The organism is Pseudomonas alliivorans, from assembly GCF_017826695.1.
Taxonomy (GTDB): Bacteria; Pseudomonadota; Gammaproteobacteria; order Pseudomonadales; family Pseudomonadaceae; genus Aquipseudomonas; species Aquipseudomonas alliivorans.
Genome location: NZ_JAFFZW010000010.1, coordinates 121,208 through 134,201, shown reverse-complemented (window position 1 = coordinate 134,201; position 12,994 = coordinate 121,208). Strand labels below are relative to the sequence as shown.

Below are 12,994 nucleotides of genomic sequence, written 5' to 3'. Positions count from 1 at the left end.
CACTTTACACAGAGGCCCTTGGCGGTTCGCATGAACCGTTCGTCAGCATGAAACCGATTCAGCTGCCCCTGAGTGTGCGTCTGCGTGATGACGCCACTTTCGTCAATTATTATCCAGGCGCCAATGCCGCTGCACTCGGCTATGTCGAGCGGCTGTGCGAAGCCGACGCCGGGTGGACGGAAAGCCTCATTTATCTGTGGGGCAAGGACGGGGTAGGGCGTACGCATCTGTTGCAGGCGGCCTGCCTGCGCTTCGAGCAAATGGGTGAACCTGCGGTCTATCTGCCGCTGGCCGAAGTCATTGATGAAGGGATCGAGCTGTTCGACCATCTCGAACAATACGAACTGGTGTGTCTGGACGACTTGCAGGCCGTGGTCGGCAAGCCGGACTGGGAAGAGGCCCTTTTTCACCTGTTCAACCGCCTGCGTGACAGTGGACGGCGTCTGCTGATTGCGGCGTCCAAGTCGCCTCGCGAACTGCCGGTCAAGCTGCCGGACCTCAAGTCCCGCCTGACCATGGCGCTGGTGTTCCAGATGCGCGGCCTGTCCGATGAGGACAAGCTGCGCGCTCTGCAACTGCGTGCTTCGCGACGCGGCCTGCACCTGACGGACGAAGTCGGGCATTTCATCCTCACCCGCGGCACCCGCAGCATGAGTGCGCTGTTCGAATTGCTGGAGCGCCTCGATCAGGCCTCGCTGCAGGAGAAGCGCAAGCTGACCATTCCTTTCCTTAAAGAGACGCTGGGGTGGTAGACGACGCACTGGTCATGCAAACGGCGGCGGCACTGCGTCACGCCAGGCGAATTCTGATCATTACCGGTGCCGGACTGTCCGCCGACTCGGGCTTGCCGACTTACCGAGGCATAGGCGGACTCTATAACGGTCGAACCGATGACGGTCTGCCCATCGAAGTGGCATTGTCCGGTCCCATGCTGCGGCGTGATCCCGAGCTGTGCTGGAAATACATCGCTCAACTGGGCAAGGCCTGCCTGGGCGGGCAACCCAATTCTGCTCATTACGCCATTGCCCAGTTGCAGCGCATCAAGCCTGAGTGCTGGGTGTTGACCCAAAATGTCGATGGTTATCATAGGGCTGCAGGCAGCCCGCCTGAGCGTCTGATCGAGATTCATGGCCAGATGGCTCCGCTGTTCTGTCAGTCCTGTGGCGCAGAAGATCCGCAACTGAGCGAGCACCTGCAACGGCCGTTGCCACCTTTATGCTCAATGTGTAGTGGCGTTTTGCGACCGTCCGTCGTTCTTTTTCAGGAAATGCTCCCGGAACAGGCCCTGGAAACACTGTATGAACAACTGGCTATAGGCTATGACGCGGTGCTGACCATTGGCACTACGGCAAGCTTCCCCTATATCCACGAACCGGTAATCAGGACCAGAGTTTCCGGGGGGTTTACCGCTGAAATCAATCCTGAAGCAACCGATCACAGCGCGCAAATGGACGTATTTTTGAGGTGCCGGGCGGCACATGTCATGGAAAAACTCATAAGTCACATTTAGTTCGATTGAATTTGCAAATGACTTGGATAGCGGGCATAGTCTCGCCTTCTTAACAGTTCAGCCACGGTCGTGCCCATGCAAGTTGTTCGCTTCGCACCCCTCGTGCCCCTCGCACTCGTTACATTCCTGTTCGGTTGCTCGGCCAATATGCCGGTTTCTCAGCAAGAACAGGCTCAGCAAGCGCCTCGTTATCAGAACACTGTCACGGCCCAGTCCGCAGCTCGTCGCGCCGACGCCGCTGCCCTGCAGGACGAGATGGCTACAGAAGACGAACTGGCCCAGTTTGCTGACAACCAGTCCTACAAACTGCCGGTTCTGGCCGACAGTATCCTTGAACGTGGCAAGGCTCTGATCGGTACGCGTTACCAGTTCGGCGGCACTTCGACACGTTCGGGCTTCGATTGCAGCGGCTTCATCGGTTTCCTGTTTCGCGAAGAGGCCGGCATGAACCTGCCACGCTCGACTCGCGAAATGATCAACGTCGACGCACCTCTGGTGTCGCGCAACAATCTCAAGCCGGGTGATCTGCTGTTCTTCAGCACACGTGGCCGCGGTCGTGTCAGCCATGCAGCAATCTATGCCGGTAACGATCAGTTCATCCACTCCAGCAGCCGCCGCAGCGGTGGCGTGCGCATCGACAGCCTCGATGACGCGTACTGGAGCAAGACCTTCATCGAAGCCAAGCGTCCTCTGGCAATGGCACCCGGTGCCGTTGCAGTGAAGGCGCCCGGAGTTGCCGAGCAGACAACGGCGATGACATCGACTACAGTCAAGCCCGCAGTAAAACGCCATAAGTAAACGAAATATGGAAAACGCAGACAGGCCGATGGCCTGTTTTCGTTTTTGAGCTTCTCGGCAGCGTAAGCCGCATCCGGATCAGGTTGTTGTGGTTATGTCGATTGCTTTGCGCCTGATGGTCATCTCTGTTGTTGCGTTGCTTGGCGCCTGCGCCAGCGCACCGCCGCCTCCCCAGCCCCGGGTCGTTCAGCGTCCGGTGGTGACTGCTCCTCCCCAGATTCTTTCCCAGGCTGCCGAAGATGTGCTGTTTCGCGCATTGGGACTGGTCGGCACGCCTTATCGTTGGGGTGGCAACACCCCGGATTCGGGTTTCGATTGCAGTGGCCTGATCGGCTATGTGTACCGTGATGCTGCGGGGATATCCCTGCCACGCTCCACGCGTGACATGGTGGTGATGGGCGCGCCGAACGTGCGCCGTGAACAGCTGCAATCAGGGGATCTGGTTTTCTTCGCCACCTCGGGTGGCTCGCAGGTTTCCCATGCCGGGATCTACGTTGGCGAAGGCCGCTTCGTGCATGCGCCGGCCACCGGTGGCACGGTCAAGCTGGACAGCCTCGACAAGCCGTATTGGCAGAAGGCCTACCTCAACGCCAAACGCGTGATTCAGCCGTCGAGCCTGGCACAGAATCGTCCCTGATTACCGCCGTTTCGAGGGCGCAAGCGCCTGCCGATGTCTGGCAGTTGGCAGGGGAATGCGGGAGGCGGCTTGCCGGCGATCCGGTTTCCTGGCCAGCGTCTCAGCGCCTGAAACAGCCCTGTCGCCGGCAACCGCCTCCCATAAAACTTACGCCCTGAGGCGGCTTGTATCTACTGGGCCGCCTTTATCGACGTCACCCGCCAGATCTTATTGCCCACATCATCCGCCACCAGCAACCCGCCGCGATGGTCATTGACTACTCCTACCGGGCGGCCCATGGCTTTTTCGTCTTTGTTGAGGAAACCGGTCAGCACATCAACCGGTGCGCCGTTGGGTTTGCCGCCGCTGAAGGGCACGAACACGACCTTGTAGCCGCTGTGCGGTTTGCGGTTCCAGGAGCCATGCTGGCCGATGAACAGACCTTCGTTGAACGGTGCTGCCAGTGTCTTGCCGTCAGCGAAGACCAGCCCCAGTGAAGCCGTGTGCGGGCCGACCGCGTAATCCGGGGAGATGGCCTTGGCGACCAGGGCCGGGTTCTGCGGTTTGACGCGCTCGTCCACGCGCTGGCCGTAGTAACTGTAAGGCCAGCCGTAAAAACCGCCGTCCTGCACCGAGGTCACGTAGTCGGGCACCAGATCGCTGCCGATCTCGTCACGCTCGTTGACGGCGGTCCACAGCTTGCCAGTGGCAGGTTCCCAGTCCATGCCATTGGGGTTGCGAAGGCCCGAGGCGAAGATGCGGTGGTTGCCGGTGGCAGGGTCCACTTCCCAGATCGCTGCACGGCCTTCTTCCTTGTCCATGCCGTTCTCGGCCACGTTGCTGTTGGAGCCGACGGTTACGTACAGCTTGCTGCCGTCCTTGCTGGCAATGACGTTCTTGGTCCAGTGGTGGTTGAGCGTGCCGCCCGGCAAATCGACCACTTTGGTCGGCTGCGCGCTGATCGAAGTCTGGCCGCTTTCGTAGGGGAAGCTGATCAGCCGGTCGGTGTCGGCCACGTACAGCTTGTTGCCCACCAGCGTCATGCCGAACGGCGAATTGAGGTTCTGCAGGAAGACACTGCGGGTTTCGGCCACGCCGTCGTTGTCGGTGTCGCGCAGCAGGGTAATGCGGTTGGCGCTCGGTACGCCTGCACCGGCGCGGCCCATGACCTTTTCCATGACCCAGCCGCGGATGCCTTTTCCGTCGTCCGGCTTGGCCGGTGAGTTGGTTTCGGCAACCAGCACGTCGCCATTGGGCAGCACATACAGCCAGCGCGGGTGATCCAGATCTTCAGCGAAGGCGCCGACCTGGGTGCCTGGCGCAGCCACCGGTTTGGCGTCTTTTTCCCAGCCGATGGCCGGAGCGATGTTGACCGTCGGAATCAGTGTCTTATTGGGCTCCGGCAGTGTGGGAGAAGGCCCTGTTCCATCCGAGACCTGCAAGGTCGAAGACTCGCCGCACGCCGCAAGGCCGCCTGCGAGCAGAAGCAGTACGGCGTACTGTGGTCTGATTTTGAACATCGTGAATCTCCATCGAAAAAGGCTGGGTCCAGTAAGGGATAGAGACACCCTGATGGCCGAGGTTCAATTGCGTGTCGCCCTCCGGCGCTGCCGTGCAGCTGAATGGCCTTTATGCCCTTGGGACTGCGGTGTCGATTGACGCTCCACCCCCAACCCTCTACCCTTCGCGGTTTGTTTCAGGTGCTCTGCAATCCTCCCGATTGGCAGGGTGAAACAGGGAAGCCGGTGAGGGTCTGACGATCCGATTCCGGCGCTGCCCCCGCAACGGTAAATGAGTCAAGGCTGTGCATGATGCCACTGCGTTTCGACGCGGGAAGGCGCACTGTCAGGATGACCCGCTCATGAGCCCGGAGACCGGCCTGAAATACTCAATGGCATCACGGAGGGTGATGCTCTGTGCAGGGCGTTGCCGTGCTGTTCAGTGCTGTCCTTCCGTCTGCTTTCGCGACCCCCCCAGCGGAGAGCCGAGATGAACGAATCCCCCGAACGCGACGAACGCCATCTGGCGCGCATGCAGCGCAAGAAAGCCGTGATGGACGAGCGTATCGCCAGCTCACCCAATGAATGCGGTCTGTTGCTGGTGTTGTCCGGCAACGGCAAGGGCAAAAGCAGCTCGGCGTTCGGCATGCTCGCGCGCGCCATGGGCCATGGCATGCAGTGCGGTGTGGTGCAGTTCATCAAGGGGCGCAACAGCACAGGCGAGGAAATGTTTTTCCGCCGTTTCCCCGAGCAGGTGCGCTATCACGTGATGGGCGAGGGCTTCACCTGGGAAACCCAGGATCGCCAGCGCGATATCGCGGCCGCCGAAGCCGCCTGGGCCGTGAGTCTCGAAATGCTGCGCGACCCGGCCATCGGTCTGGTCGTGCTCGACGAGCTGAACATTGCCCTCAAGCACGGCTATCTGGATCTTGAGCAGGTATTGACCGACCTGCAGGCCCGTCCACCGATGCAGCATGTGGTGGTAACCGGCCGTGGTGCCAAACCCGAATTGATCGACCTGGCGGATACCGTTTCGGATATCGGCGTCGTCAAACATGCATTTCAGTCCGGCATTCGGGCGCAGAAAGGTATAGAACTGTGAGCCTTTCAGTTGTGAGCATTCGGTCATGAGAACCCCCAGGGATTGTCCGGCAGTACTGATCGCTGCACCCGCGTCTGGTCAGGGCAAGACCACGGTCACGGCGGCGCTGGCACGCCTGCACCGCAATCAGGGGCGCAAGGTGCGCGTATTCAAGTGTGGTCCGGACTTTCTTGATCCGATGATTCTGGAGCGCGCGAGCGGGGCACCGGTGTTTCAACTGGACCTGTGGATGGTCGGTGCCGACGAAAGCCGTCGCCTGTTGTGGGAGGCGGCCGGAGAGGCGGACCTGATCCTGATCGAAGGCGTGATGGGCCTGTTCGACGGTACGCCGTCCAGCGCTGATCTGGCGCGCCATTTCGGTGTGCCGGTGCTCGGCGTGATCGATGGCACGGCCATGGCACAGACCTTTGGTGCTCTGGCGCTGGGGCTGGCGCGCTATCAGCCTGATCTGCCGTTTGCCGGCGTGCTGGCCAACCGCGTGGGTACGGTACGTCATGCGCAGTTGCTGGAAAACAGCCTGACCGAAGGCTTGCGCTGGTACGGTGCGCTGTCCCGTGAAACCGGCTTCGAGCTGCCCAGTCGCCATCTGGGGCTGGTCCAGGCCGACGAACTCAACGACCTTGATCTGCGCCTGGACATGGCTGCCGCAGCGTTGGCCAGCACCTGCGAGGTAGCCTTGCCTCCAGCGGTAACATTCACGGCGCCAGAACCTGTTCATGTCGAGCGCTGGCTGGAGGGCGTGCGCATTGCGGTGGCCCGCGATGGAGCCTTTGCGTTCACCTACGGCGCAAGCCTCGACCTGCTGCGCACCATGGGCGCCGAACTGACCTTCTTCTCGCCGATCCGCGACAGCCATTTGCCGGAGGCTGACAGCCTGTACTTGCCCGGCGGCTATCCGGAGCTGCATCACGTCGAACTGTCCGCCAACACCACGATGCTGGCCGACATCCGCGCGCACCATGCGGCCGGGAAACCCACGCTGGCCGAATGTGGCGGCATGTTGTATCTGCTGCAAGCCCTGACCGATGTCGAAGGCGTGCGTGCCGAGCTGGTTGGCCTGCTGACGGGCGAGGCGGCCATGCAGAAGCGTTTGGCAGCGCTGGCCCTGCAAGCAGTCGAGATGCCGGAAGGGGAGTTGCGCGGCCACACCTATCACCACTCGCTGACCACGACTGAATTGCAGCCGATTGCCCGAGGCATCAGCCCCAACGGCGGGCGCGGTGCCGAAGCGGTTTATCGCGAGGGTCGCCTGACCGCTTCCTACATTCACTTCTATTTCCCGTCCTGTCCCCAGGCGATTGCGGCCCTGTTCAAGCCATGACCGAGCACGCGTTCAATGATGAAGAGCGGGCAGCGGTGTACCGCGCTATTGCCGAGCGTCGCGACATGCGGCACTTCGTCGGTGGCAGCGTGGCGCCCGAACTGCTCGCCCGTTTGCTGGAGGCTGCACACCAGGCACCCAGCGTCGGACTGATGCAGCCCTGGCGGTTCATCCGGATCAGCGACCCGGCACTGCGCGGCAGGATGCAGGCGCAGGTCGAAGAAGAGCGGGTCCGCACGGCCGAGGCACTGGGCGAGCGCACCGAAGCGTTCATGAAGCTCAAGGTCGAAGGCATCAATGACTGCGCCGAGGTGTTGGTTGCCGCGCTGATGGAAGGTCGCGAGCAGCACATCTTTGGTCGTCGCACCTTGCCGGAAATGGACATGGCGTCGTTGTCTTGCGCGATCCAGAACCTGTGGCTGGCCGCACGCGCCGAAGGGCTGGGCATGGGCTGGGTGTCGCTGTTCGACCCTGATGCATTGGCCGATCTGCTGAACATGCCCGAAGGGGCCAAGCCGCTGGCGATTCTCTGTCTGGGCCCGGTAAAGGAATTTTATCCCGCACCGATGCTGGTGCTGGAAGGCTGGGCGCAGGCGCGTCCGCTGAGTGAGCTGTTGTATGAGAATCAATGGGGAGTGAGTCAATGAGTGTGGCGCTGTTGAGCGTGGCCGGGGTTGCGCTGGACGCGCTGCTGGGCGAGCCGAAACGCTCTCATCCACTGGTGGCGTTCGGACGCTTTGCCAATCGTCTGGAACAGCGCTTCAACAGCGGCGGTCGCGGCTGGCGCAGCCATGGCGTCACCGCCTGGTTCGTGGCGGTGATTCCGCTGACGCTGTTGGCCACGCTGCTGAGCTGGGCGCCGTTCGTAGGCTGGCTGGTGGAGATTCTGGCGCTGTATTGCGCGCTGGGCATGCGCAGCCTCGGTGAGCATGTGCAGCCGGTGGCTCAGGCATTGCGCAGCGATGATCTGGAAGAGGCGCGCCGTCGGGTCGGCTATCTGGTCAGCCGCCAGACCAGCGAACTGGATGCCACTGAAGTCGCCCGCGCGGCCACCGAGTCGGTGCTGGAAAACGGCAGTGATGCGGTGTTTGCTGCGCTGTTCTGGTTTGTGGTGGCCGGTGTTCCGGGCGTGGTGCTCTATCGACTGAGCAATACGCTGGACGCCATGTGGGGCTACCGCAACGAACGTTTCGAGCGATTCGGCTGGGCGGCGGCAAAGATCGACGACCTGCTCAACTACATTCCGGCGCGTCTGGTGGCGTTGACCTACGCGCTGCTGGGCAAAACCCGGCTGGCACTACGCTGTTGGCGCACTCAGGGACCGACCTGGGACAGTCCCAACGCAGGTCCGGTGATGGCGGCCGGTGCTGGCGCATTGGGCGTCGAACTCGGTGGCGCGGCGATTTATCACGGCGAGTTGCACCAGCGTCCGCAACTGGGCGAGGGCGTTCCGGCCGATGCCGACGCTATCGACCGTGGCTGGGAGCTGGTGCAGCGCGGCGTGTGGCTGTGGTTGCTGGTGCTGTGCATCGGGACGGAATTCTATGCTTGAGCACGGCGGCCGACTGCGTGCAGCGGCGCAGCATTACGGCATCAATCAGGCCGACTGGCTGGACCTGTCTACCGGTATCGCGCCGTGGTCCGCGCCGGTACCGGACATTCCTTTGCGTGCATGGGCGCGCCTGCCCGAGAACGATGACGGTCTCGAGACTGCCGCCTGCGCTTATTACGGCGTGTCACAGGTGTTGCCGGTAGCGGGGTCGCAGGCGGCGATTCAGGCGTTGCCGCGGGTGCGCAGCGCCGGTCGGGTGGGTGTACTGTCGCCGTGCTATGCCGAACATGCCCATGCCTGGCGCAAGCATGGTTATGTGGTGCGCGAAGTCGGCGAGCACGAAGTGGATTACTTTCTCGACAGCCTTGATGTGCTGGTGGTGGTCAACCCCAATAACCCGACCGGTTTGCACCTGAGCGCCGAGCGCCTGCTGGGATGGCATGCGCGGCTGGCAGAGCGGGGCGGCTGGCTGGTGGTGGACGAAGCCTTCATGGATAACACGCCTGAGCTGAGTCTGGCAGCCGAGACCTGGCGCATCGGACTGGTCGTGCTGCGTTCGTTCGGCAAGTTTTTCGGGTTGGCCGGCGTCAGGCTTGGCTTCGTGCTGGCCGAACCCACACTGCTCAGGCTGCTGGCGCAGGAAATCGGCCCGTGGTCGGTCAGCGGCCCGACGCGGATGCTGGGGCAGGCGTGTCTGAATGACCGCGAATGGCAGGTGCAGCAGCGCTTGCGCAGCGATCAGGCGCGTGACCGTCTGGTGGCCCTGCTTGAGCTGTACGGACTCGCACCACATGGCGGCTGTGCCTTGTTTCAGTGGCTGGTCACGCCTGAAGCCCAGGCCATTCATGAGTTCTGTGCCCGACGCGGGGTGTTGCTGCGCTTGTTCGAAGGCCTGACCCCTGAAGTCTCCAGCCTGCGTTTCGGGCTGCCCTGCGACGAAGCCGACTGGCGGCGTCTGCACACTGTTCTGTTCGAATACCGCAAGGAATCCTGATGGCCACGCTGATGGTACAAGGCACCACGTCCGACGCCGGCAAAAGCACGCTGGTGACCGCGCTGTGCCGCTGGTTGACGCGACAGGGTGTCAAGGTCGTGCCGTTCAAACCGCAGAACATGGCGCTCAACAGCGCCGTGACCGCCGACGGCGGCGAGATTGGTCGTGCACAGGCGGTGCAGGCGCAGGCCTGCTACCTGCAACCGCACACCGACATGAATCCGGTGCTCCTCAAGCCCAACAGCGACACCGGCGCACAGGTCATCATCCATGGCCGTGCGGTCACCACCATGAATGCGGTGGCGTATCACGGCTATAAAGAGATCGCCATGCGCGCGGTGCTGGAGTCCCATGAGCGGCTGGGGCACAGCTATCCGGTGATCATGGTCGAAGGCGCCGGTTCGCCTGCCGAGATCAACCTGCGTGCCAACGACATTGCCAACATGGGCTTCGCCGAAGCCGTCGATTGTCCGGTGCTGCTGATCGCCGACATCAACCGTGGCGGCGTTTTCGCGCATCTGGTCGGCACCCTGGAGCTGCTGTCGCCCAGCGAGCAGGCGCGGGTCAAAGGCTTCATCATCAACCGTTTTCGCGGTGACATCGCCTTGCTGCAGCCGGGCCTGGACTGGCTGGAAGCGCGCACCGGCAAGCCGGTGGTGGGCGTGCTGCCGTACGTGATGGACTTGCATCTGGAAGCTGAAGACGGTCTGGATCAGCGTCAGACCGACAAGGTCGAGCAGGTGCTGAATGTGGTGGTGCCGGTGTTGCCGCGCATCAGCAATCACACCGACTTCGACCCGCTGCGCCTGCATCCTCAGGTCAATCTGCAATTCGTCGGGCCCGGTCAGGCGATACCGCCTGCCGATTTGATCATTCTGCCTGGCTCGAAAAGTGTGCGCAGTGACCTGACATACCTGCGTGCCAATGGCTGGGAAGACGCCATCCGCAAGCACCTGCGCTACGGCGGCAAGCTGATGGGAATCTGCGGCGGGTTGCAGATGCTCGGCGAGCAGATGCATGACCCGCTGGGTCTGGAAGGCGCGGCGGGTTCAAGCCCGGGTCTTGGTCTGTTGGCGATGAGCACCGTGCTGGAATCCGAGAAGCAACTGCGTAACGTGCGTGGCCGCCTGACGCTGGAAGACGCCGAGGTCAGCGGCTATGAGATCCATGCCGGTGTCACCACGGGGGCGGCGCTGGAACAGGCTGCCGTTCGGCTGGACGACGGCCGTTGCGATGGCGCGCAGAGCGCAGACGGGCAGATTCTCGGGACCTACCTGCACGGGCTGTTCGAGTCGCCTGCCGCGTGCAGCGCCTTGCTGCGCTGGGCCGGTCTTCGCGATGTGCAGGCGGTGGATTATCACGCCCTGCGCGAGCGTGACATCGAGCGTCTGGCGGATCTGGTAGAAAAGCACCTGGACGGCACCTTGCTGCGTCAACTGTGCGGGCTGGAGGCAAACTGAAATGCTGCAACTGATTTTGGGGGGCGCGCGCTCCGGCAAGAGTCGACTGGCTGAAAAGCTGGCGGCGGAATGCGGCCTCAACGTGACCTACATCGCCACCAGTCAACCGCTGGACGGCGAGATGAACCAGCGCGTCGCCAGCCATCGCGCCCGTCGCCCCGAGCAATGGGGATTGGTGGAAGAACCGGTCGAGCTGGCACGCGTGCTGCGAGACAATGCCGCGCCCGATCACTGTTTGCTGGTGGACTGCCTGACCCTGTGGTTGACCAACCTGCTGATGCTCGACAACCCTGAGCGTCTGGCGCAGGAGCGTGATGCGTTGCTCGACTGTGTGGCAGCGCTTGCGGGCGAAGTCATTTTCGTCAGTAACGAAACCGGACTTGGCGTTGTGCCCCTCGGCGAGCTGACCCGTCGCTATGTCGACGAAGCCGGCCTCCTGCATCAAGCCTTGGCCGAACGCTGTCAGCGCGTAGTGCTGACCGTGGCGGGCTTGCCCCTGACTTTGAAAGGAACTGCGCTATGAGTAACGCCTGGTGGCTCGAGCCCGCACAAGCCATCGACGCGTCGATGCGTGAAGCCGCGCTGGCCCGTCAGCAACAATTGACCAAACCGGCCGGCTCACTGGCGCAATTGGAGCGTCTGGCCGTGCAGCTTGCCGGTCTGCAGGGGCGTGAGCGTCCGGCGGCTGATCAGGTGTGGGTCGCGATTTTTGCCGGTGATCACGGCGTGGTCGCTGAAGGCGTTTCGGCTTATCCGCAGGCAGTGACCGGCCAGATGCTGCACAACTTCGTCAATGGCGGCGCAGCCATCAGCGTGTTGGCGCAGCAGCTTTCGGCGCAGCTGGATGTCGTGGATCTGGGCACGGTTCTGCCGGTGGACCTGCCGGGTGTGCGTCATTTACACCTGGGCGCAGGTACCGCCAATTTCGCCCAAGGGCCGGCCATGACGGCCGACCAGGGGCTGGCAGCGTTGCAGGCCGGGCGCGACAGCGTCTTGCGCGCCAAGGCGGCAGGGACCGAATTGTTCATCGGTGGCGAGATGGGCATCGGTAATACCACCGCTGCCAGTGCGGTTGCCTGTTCGATGCTGGAGTGTGCGGCTCAGTTGTTGGTCGGCCCAGGCACTGGCCTGAACGCCGAAGGCATCGAACACAAGACTCGGGTCATCGAGCGTGCCTTGAAGCTGCACGCCGAGGATGCAGGCGATCCGCTGCACAGCCTGTTCAGCCTCGGCGGTTTCGAGATTGCCGCGTTGGCGGGCGCTTATCTGGCCTGCGCGCAGGAAGGTATCGTGGCGCTGGTGGACGGTTTTATCTGCAGTGTGGCGGCATTGGTGGCGGTGCGCCTGAATCCGTCGTGCCGCAACTGGCTGTTGTTCGGCCATCGTGGCGCTGAAACGGGTCATCGTCATGTGCTGGAGATTCTCCAGGCCGAACCACTGCTCGACCTCGGTCTGCGACTGGGCGAGGGCAGCGGTGCTGCGTTGGCCGTCCCCTTGGTGCGCATGGCCTGTGCGCTGCACAACGGCATGTCGACCTTTGCCGAAGCCAGCGTGTCGGATCGCCCGGCATGACCCTGCGTCTGGACTTGCTGCGCCATGGTGAAACCGAACAGGGCGGCGGCCTGCGGGGCAGCATCGACGATGCGCTGACTGATCGGGGGTGGCAGCAGATGCGCTCGGCCGTCACTGAAGCCGGGCCTTGGGACCGAATCGTCAGCTCACCCTTGCAGCGCTGCGCGCGTTTCTCTGAAGAGCTGGCCGGCCGCCTGTCCCTGCCCATCGAGCTTGAGCCTGGACTGCAGGAACTGCATTTCGGTGACTGGGAGGGTCACAGTCCTGCACAACTGATGGAAACGGATGCCGAAGGTCTGGGGCTGTTCTGGAACGACCCTTACGCCTTCACACCGCCCAATGGCGAGCGTGTAATCGACTTTTCAACACGGGTGCTGAGTGCGGTGCAACGTCTGCATGACAGGTACACCGGCGAGCGGGTGCTGCTGGTCAGCCATGGTGGCGTGATGCGCCTTTTGCTGGCCCAGGCGCGTGGCTTGCCGCGTGAACAATTGCTGCAAGTGGTGGTGGGGCATGGCGCTCTGTTGTCGATTGATGTCGCCGCTCATGGCGTGTTGACGGAGGTCTGAG

The 12,994-nt window shown here is 62.6% G+C and carries 14 protein-coding genes and 1 riboswitch; of the genes, 13 read left to right on the top strand and 1 reads right to left on the bottom strand.

The window, feature by feature from the left end:
• Positions 1 to 47: 47 nt before the first annotated feature.
• From hda to JTJ32_RS22385, 4 genes are all read left to right on the top strand, one after another.
• Positions 48 to 752, top strand: coding sequence for a DnaA regulatory inactivator Hda (gene hda / locus JTJ32_RS22400; RefSeq protein WP_054986322.1), 705 nt, complete (start codon positions 48 to 50; stop codon positions 750 to 752).
• A complete protein-coding gene (locus tag JTJ32_RS22395; protein WP_210043314.1) occupies positions 746 to 1,510 on the top strand; it encodes an NAD-dependent deacylase in 765 nt (254 codons plus the stop codon). The genes hda and JTJ32_RS22395 overlap by 7 nt, the downstream gene beginning before the upstream one ends.
• Before the next feature lie 75 nt (positions 1,511 to 1,585).
• Positions 1,586 to 2,308, top strand: coding sequence for a C40 family peptidase (locus JTJ32_RS22390; RefSeq protein WP_210043313.1), 723 nt, complete (start codon positions 1,586 to 1,588; stop codon positions 2,306 to 2,308).
• Positions 2,309 to 2,402: 94 nt separating this feature from the next.
• On the top strand, positions 2,403 to 2,945 hold the full coding sequence (locus tag JTJ32_RS22385) for a C40 family peptidase (protein ID WP_099229248.1): 543 nt from the start codon (positions 2,403 to 2,405) through the stop codon (positions 2,943 to 2,945).
• Positions 2,946 to 3,115: 170 nt separating this feature from the next.
• Here JTJ32_RS22385 and JTJ32_RS22380 read toward each other — a convergent pair whose 3' ends face one another.
• Positions 3,116 to 4,444, bottom strand: coding sequence for a PQQ-dependent sugar dehydrogenase (locus tag JTJ32_RS22380; protein ID WP_210043311.1), 1,329 nt, complete (start codon positions 4,442 to 4,444; stop codon positions 3,116 to 3,118).
• 161 nt (positions 4,445 to 4,605) lie between these two features.
• Positions 4,606 to 4,821, top strand: a riboswitch (cobalamin riboswitch).
• 92 nt (positions 4,822 to 4,913) lie between these two features.
• Here JTJ32_RS22380 and cobO point away from each other — a divergent pair.
• Genes cobO through cobC form a run of 9 tightly spaced genes read left to right on the top strand, consistent with a single transcriptional unit; the run spans position 4,914 to position 12,993 of the window.
• Positions 4,914 to 5,525: a cob(I)yrinic acid a,c-diamide adenosyltransferase gene (gene cobO / locus JTJ32_RS22375; protein WP_004884152.1), complete on the top strand. Its 612-nt coding sequence runs from the start codon at positions 4,914 to 4,916 to the stop codon at positions 5,523 to 5,525.
• Positions 5,526 to 5,550: 25 nt separating this feature from the next.
• Positions 5,551 to 6,846, top strand: a complete 1,296-nt coding sequence (locus tag JTJ32_RS22370; protein ID WP_210043310.1) for a cobyrinic acid a,c-diamide synthase CobB — start codon at positions 5,551 to 5,553, stop codon at positions 6,844 to 6,846.
• Complete coding sequence (gene bluB / locus JTJ32_RS22365; RefSeq protein WP_210043309.1) at positions 6,843 to 7,493, top strand: 5,6-dimethylbenzimidazole synthase; 651 nt, start codon at positions 6,843 to 6,845, stop codon at positions 7,491 to 7,493. The genes JTJ32_RS22370 and bluB overlap by 4 nt, the downstream gene beginning before the upstream one ends.
• On the top strand, positions 7,490 to 8,398 hold the full coding sequence (gene cbiB / locus JTJ32_RS22360) for an adenosylcobinamide-phosphate synthase CbiB (RefSeq protein WP_210043308.1): 909 nt from the start codon (positions 7,490 to 7,492) through the stop codon (positions 8,396 to 8,398). Before bluB ends, cbiB begins: the two co-directional genes overlap by 4 nt.
• Positions 8,391 to 9,392, top strand: coding sequence for a threonine-phosphate decarboxylase CobD (gene cobD / locus JTJ32_RS22355; protein WP_210043307.1), 1,002 nt, complete (start codon positions 8,391 to 8,393; stop codon positions 9,390 to 9,392). The genes cbiB and cobD overlap by 8 nt, the downstream gene beginning before the upstream one ends.
• Positions 9,392 to 10,852 (top strand): cobyric acid synthase, encoded by a 1,461-nt coding sequence (locus JTJ32_RS22350; protein ID WP_210043306.1) that lies wholly within the window; start codon positions 9,392 to 9,394, stop codon positions 10,850 to 10,852. Before cobD ends, JTJ32_RS22350 begins: the two co-directional genes overlap by 1 nt.
• A 1-nt stretch (position 10,853) precedes the next feature.
• Positions 10,854 to 11,375, top strand: a complete 522-nt coding sequence (cobU, locus tag JTJ32_RS22345; RefSeq protein WP_099229241.1) for a bifunctional adenosylcobinamide kinase/adenosylcobinamide-phosphate guanylyltransferase — start codon at positions 10,854 to 10,856, stop codon at positions 11,373 to 11,375.
• Complete coding sequence (cobT, locus tag JTJ32_RS22340) at positions 11,372 to 12,424, top strand: nicotinate-nucleotide--dimethylbenzimidazole phosphoribosyltransferase (protein ID WP_210043305.1); 1,053 nt, start codon at positions 11,372 to 11,374, stop codon at positions 12,422 to 12,424. Before cobU ends, cobT begins: the two co-directional genes overlap by 4 nt.
• Positions 12,421 to 12,993 carry an alpha-ribazole phosphatase family protein gene (gene cobC / locus JTJ32_RS22335; protein ID WP_099229239.1) on the top strand — a complete coding sequence of 191 codons (573 nt, stop codon included), beginning with the start codon at positions 12,421 to 12,423 and terminating at the stop codon, positions 12,991 to 12,993. The genes cobT and cobC overlap by 4 nt, the downstream gene beginning before the upstream one ends.
• Position 12,994: the final 1 nt, after the last annotated feature.

Coding starts and splice junctions, on each gene's coding strand:
- hda (WP_054986322.1), top strand. CDS start 48: ATGAAACCGATTCAGCTGCCCCTGAGTGTGCGTCTGCGTGATGACGCC.
- JTJ32_RS22390 (WP_210043313.1), top strand. CDS start 1,586: ATGCAAGTTGTTCGCTTCGCACCCCTCGTGCCCCTCGCACTCGTTACA.
- JTJ32_RS22385 (WP_099229248.1), top strand. CDS start 2,403: ATGTCGATTGCTTTGCGCCTGATGGTCATCTCTGTTGTTGCGTTGCTT.
- JTJ32_RS22380 (WP_210043311.1), bottom strand. CDS start 4,444: ATGTTCAAAATCAGACCACAGTACGCCGTACTGCTTCTGCTCGCAGGC.
- cobO (WP_004884152.1), top strand. CDS start 4,914: ATGAACGAATCCCCCGAACGCGACGAACGCCATCTGGCGCGCATGCAG.
- JTJ32_RS22370 (WP_210043310.1), top strand. CDS start 5,551: ATGAGAACCCCCAGGGATTGTCCGGCAGTACTGATCGCTGCACCCGCG.
- bluB (WP_210043309.1), top strand. CDS start 6,843: ATGACCGAGCACGCGTTCAATGATGAAGAGCGGGCAGCGGTGTACCGC.
- cbiB (WP_210043308.1), top strand. CDS start 7,490: ATGAGTGTGGCGCTGTTGAGCGTGGCCGGGGTTGCGCTGGACGCGCTG.
- cobD (WP_210043307.1), top strand. CDS start 8,391: ATGCTTGAGCACGGCGGCCGACTGCGTGCAGCGGCGCAGCATTACGGC.
- JTJ32_RS22350 (WP_210043306.1), top strand. CDS start 9,392: ATGGCCACGCTGATGGTACAAGGCACCACGTCCGACGCCGGCAAAAGC.
- cobU (WP_099229241.1), top strand. CDS start 10,854: ATGCTGCAACTGATTTTGGGGGGCGCGCGCTCCGGCAAGAGTCGACTG.
- cobT (WP_210043305.1), top strand. CDS start 11,372: ATGAGTAACGCCTGGTGGCTCGAGCCCGCACAAGCCATCGACGCGTCG.
- cobC (WP_099229239.1), top strand. CDS start 12,421: ATGACCCTGCGTCTGGACTTGCTGCGCCATGGTGAAACCGAACAGGGC.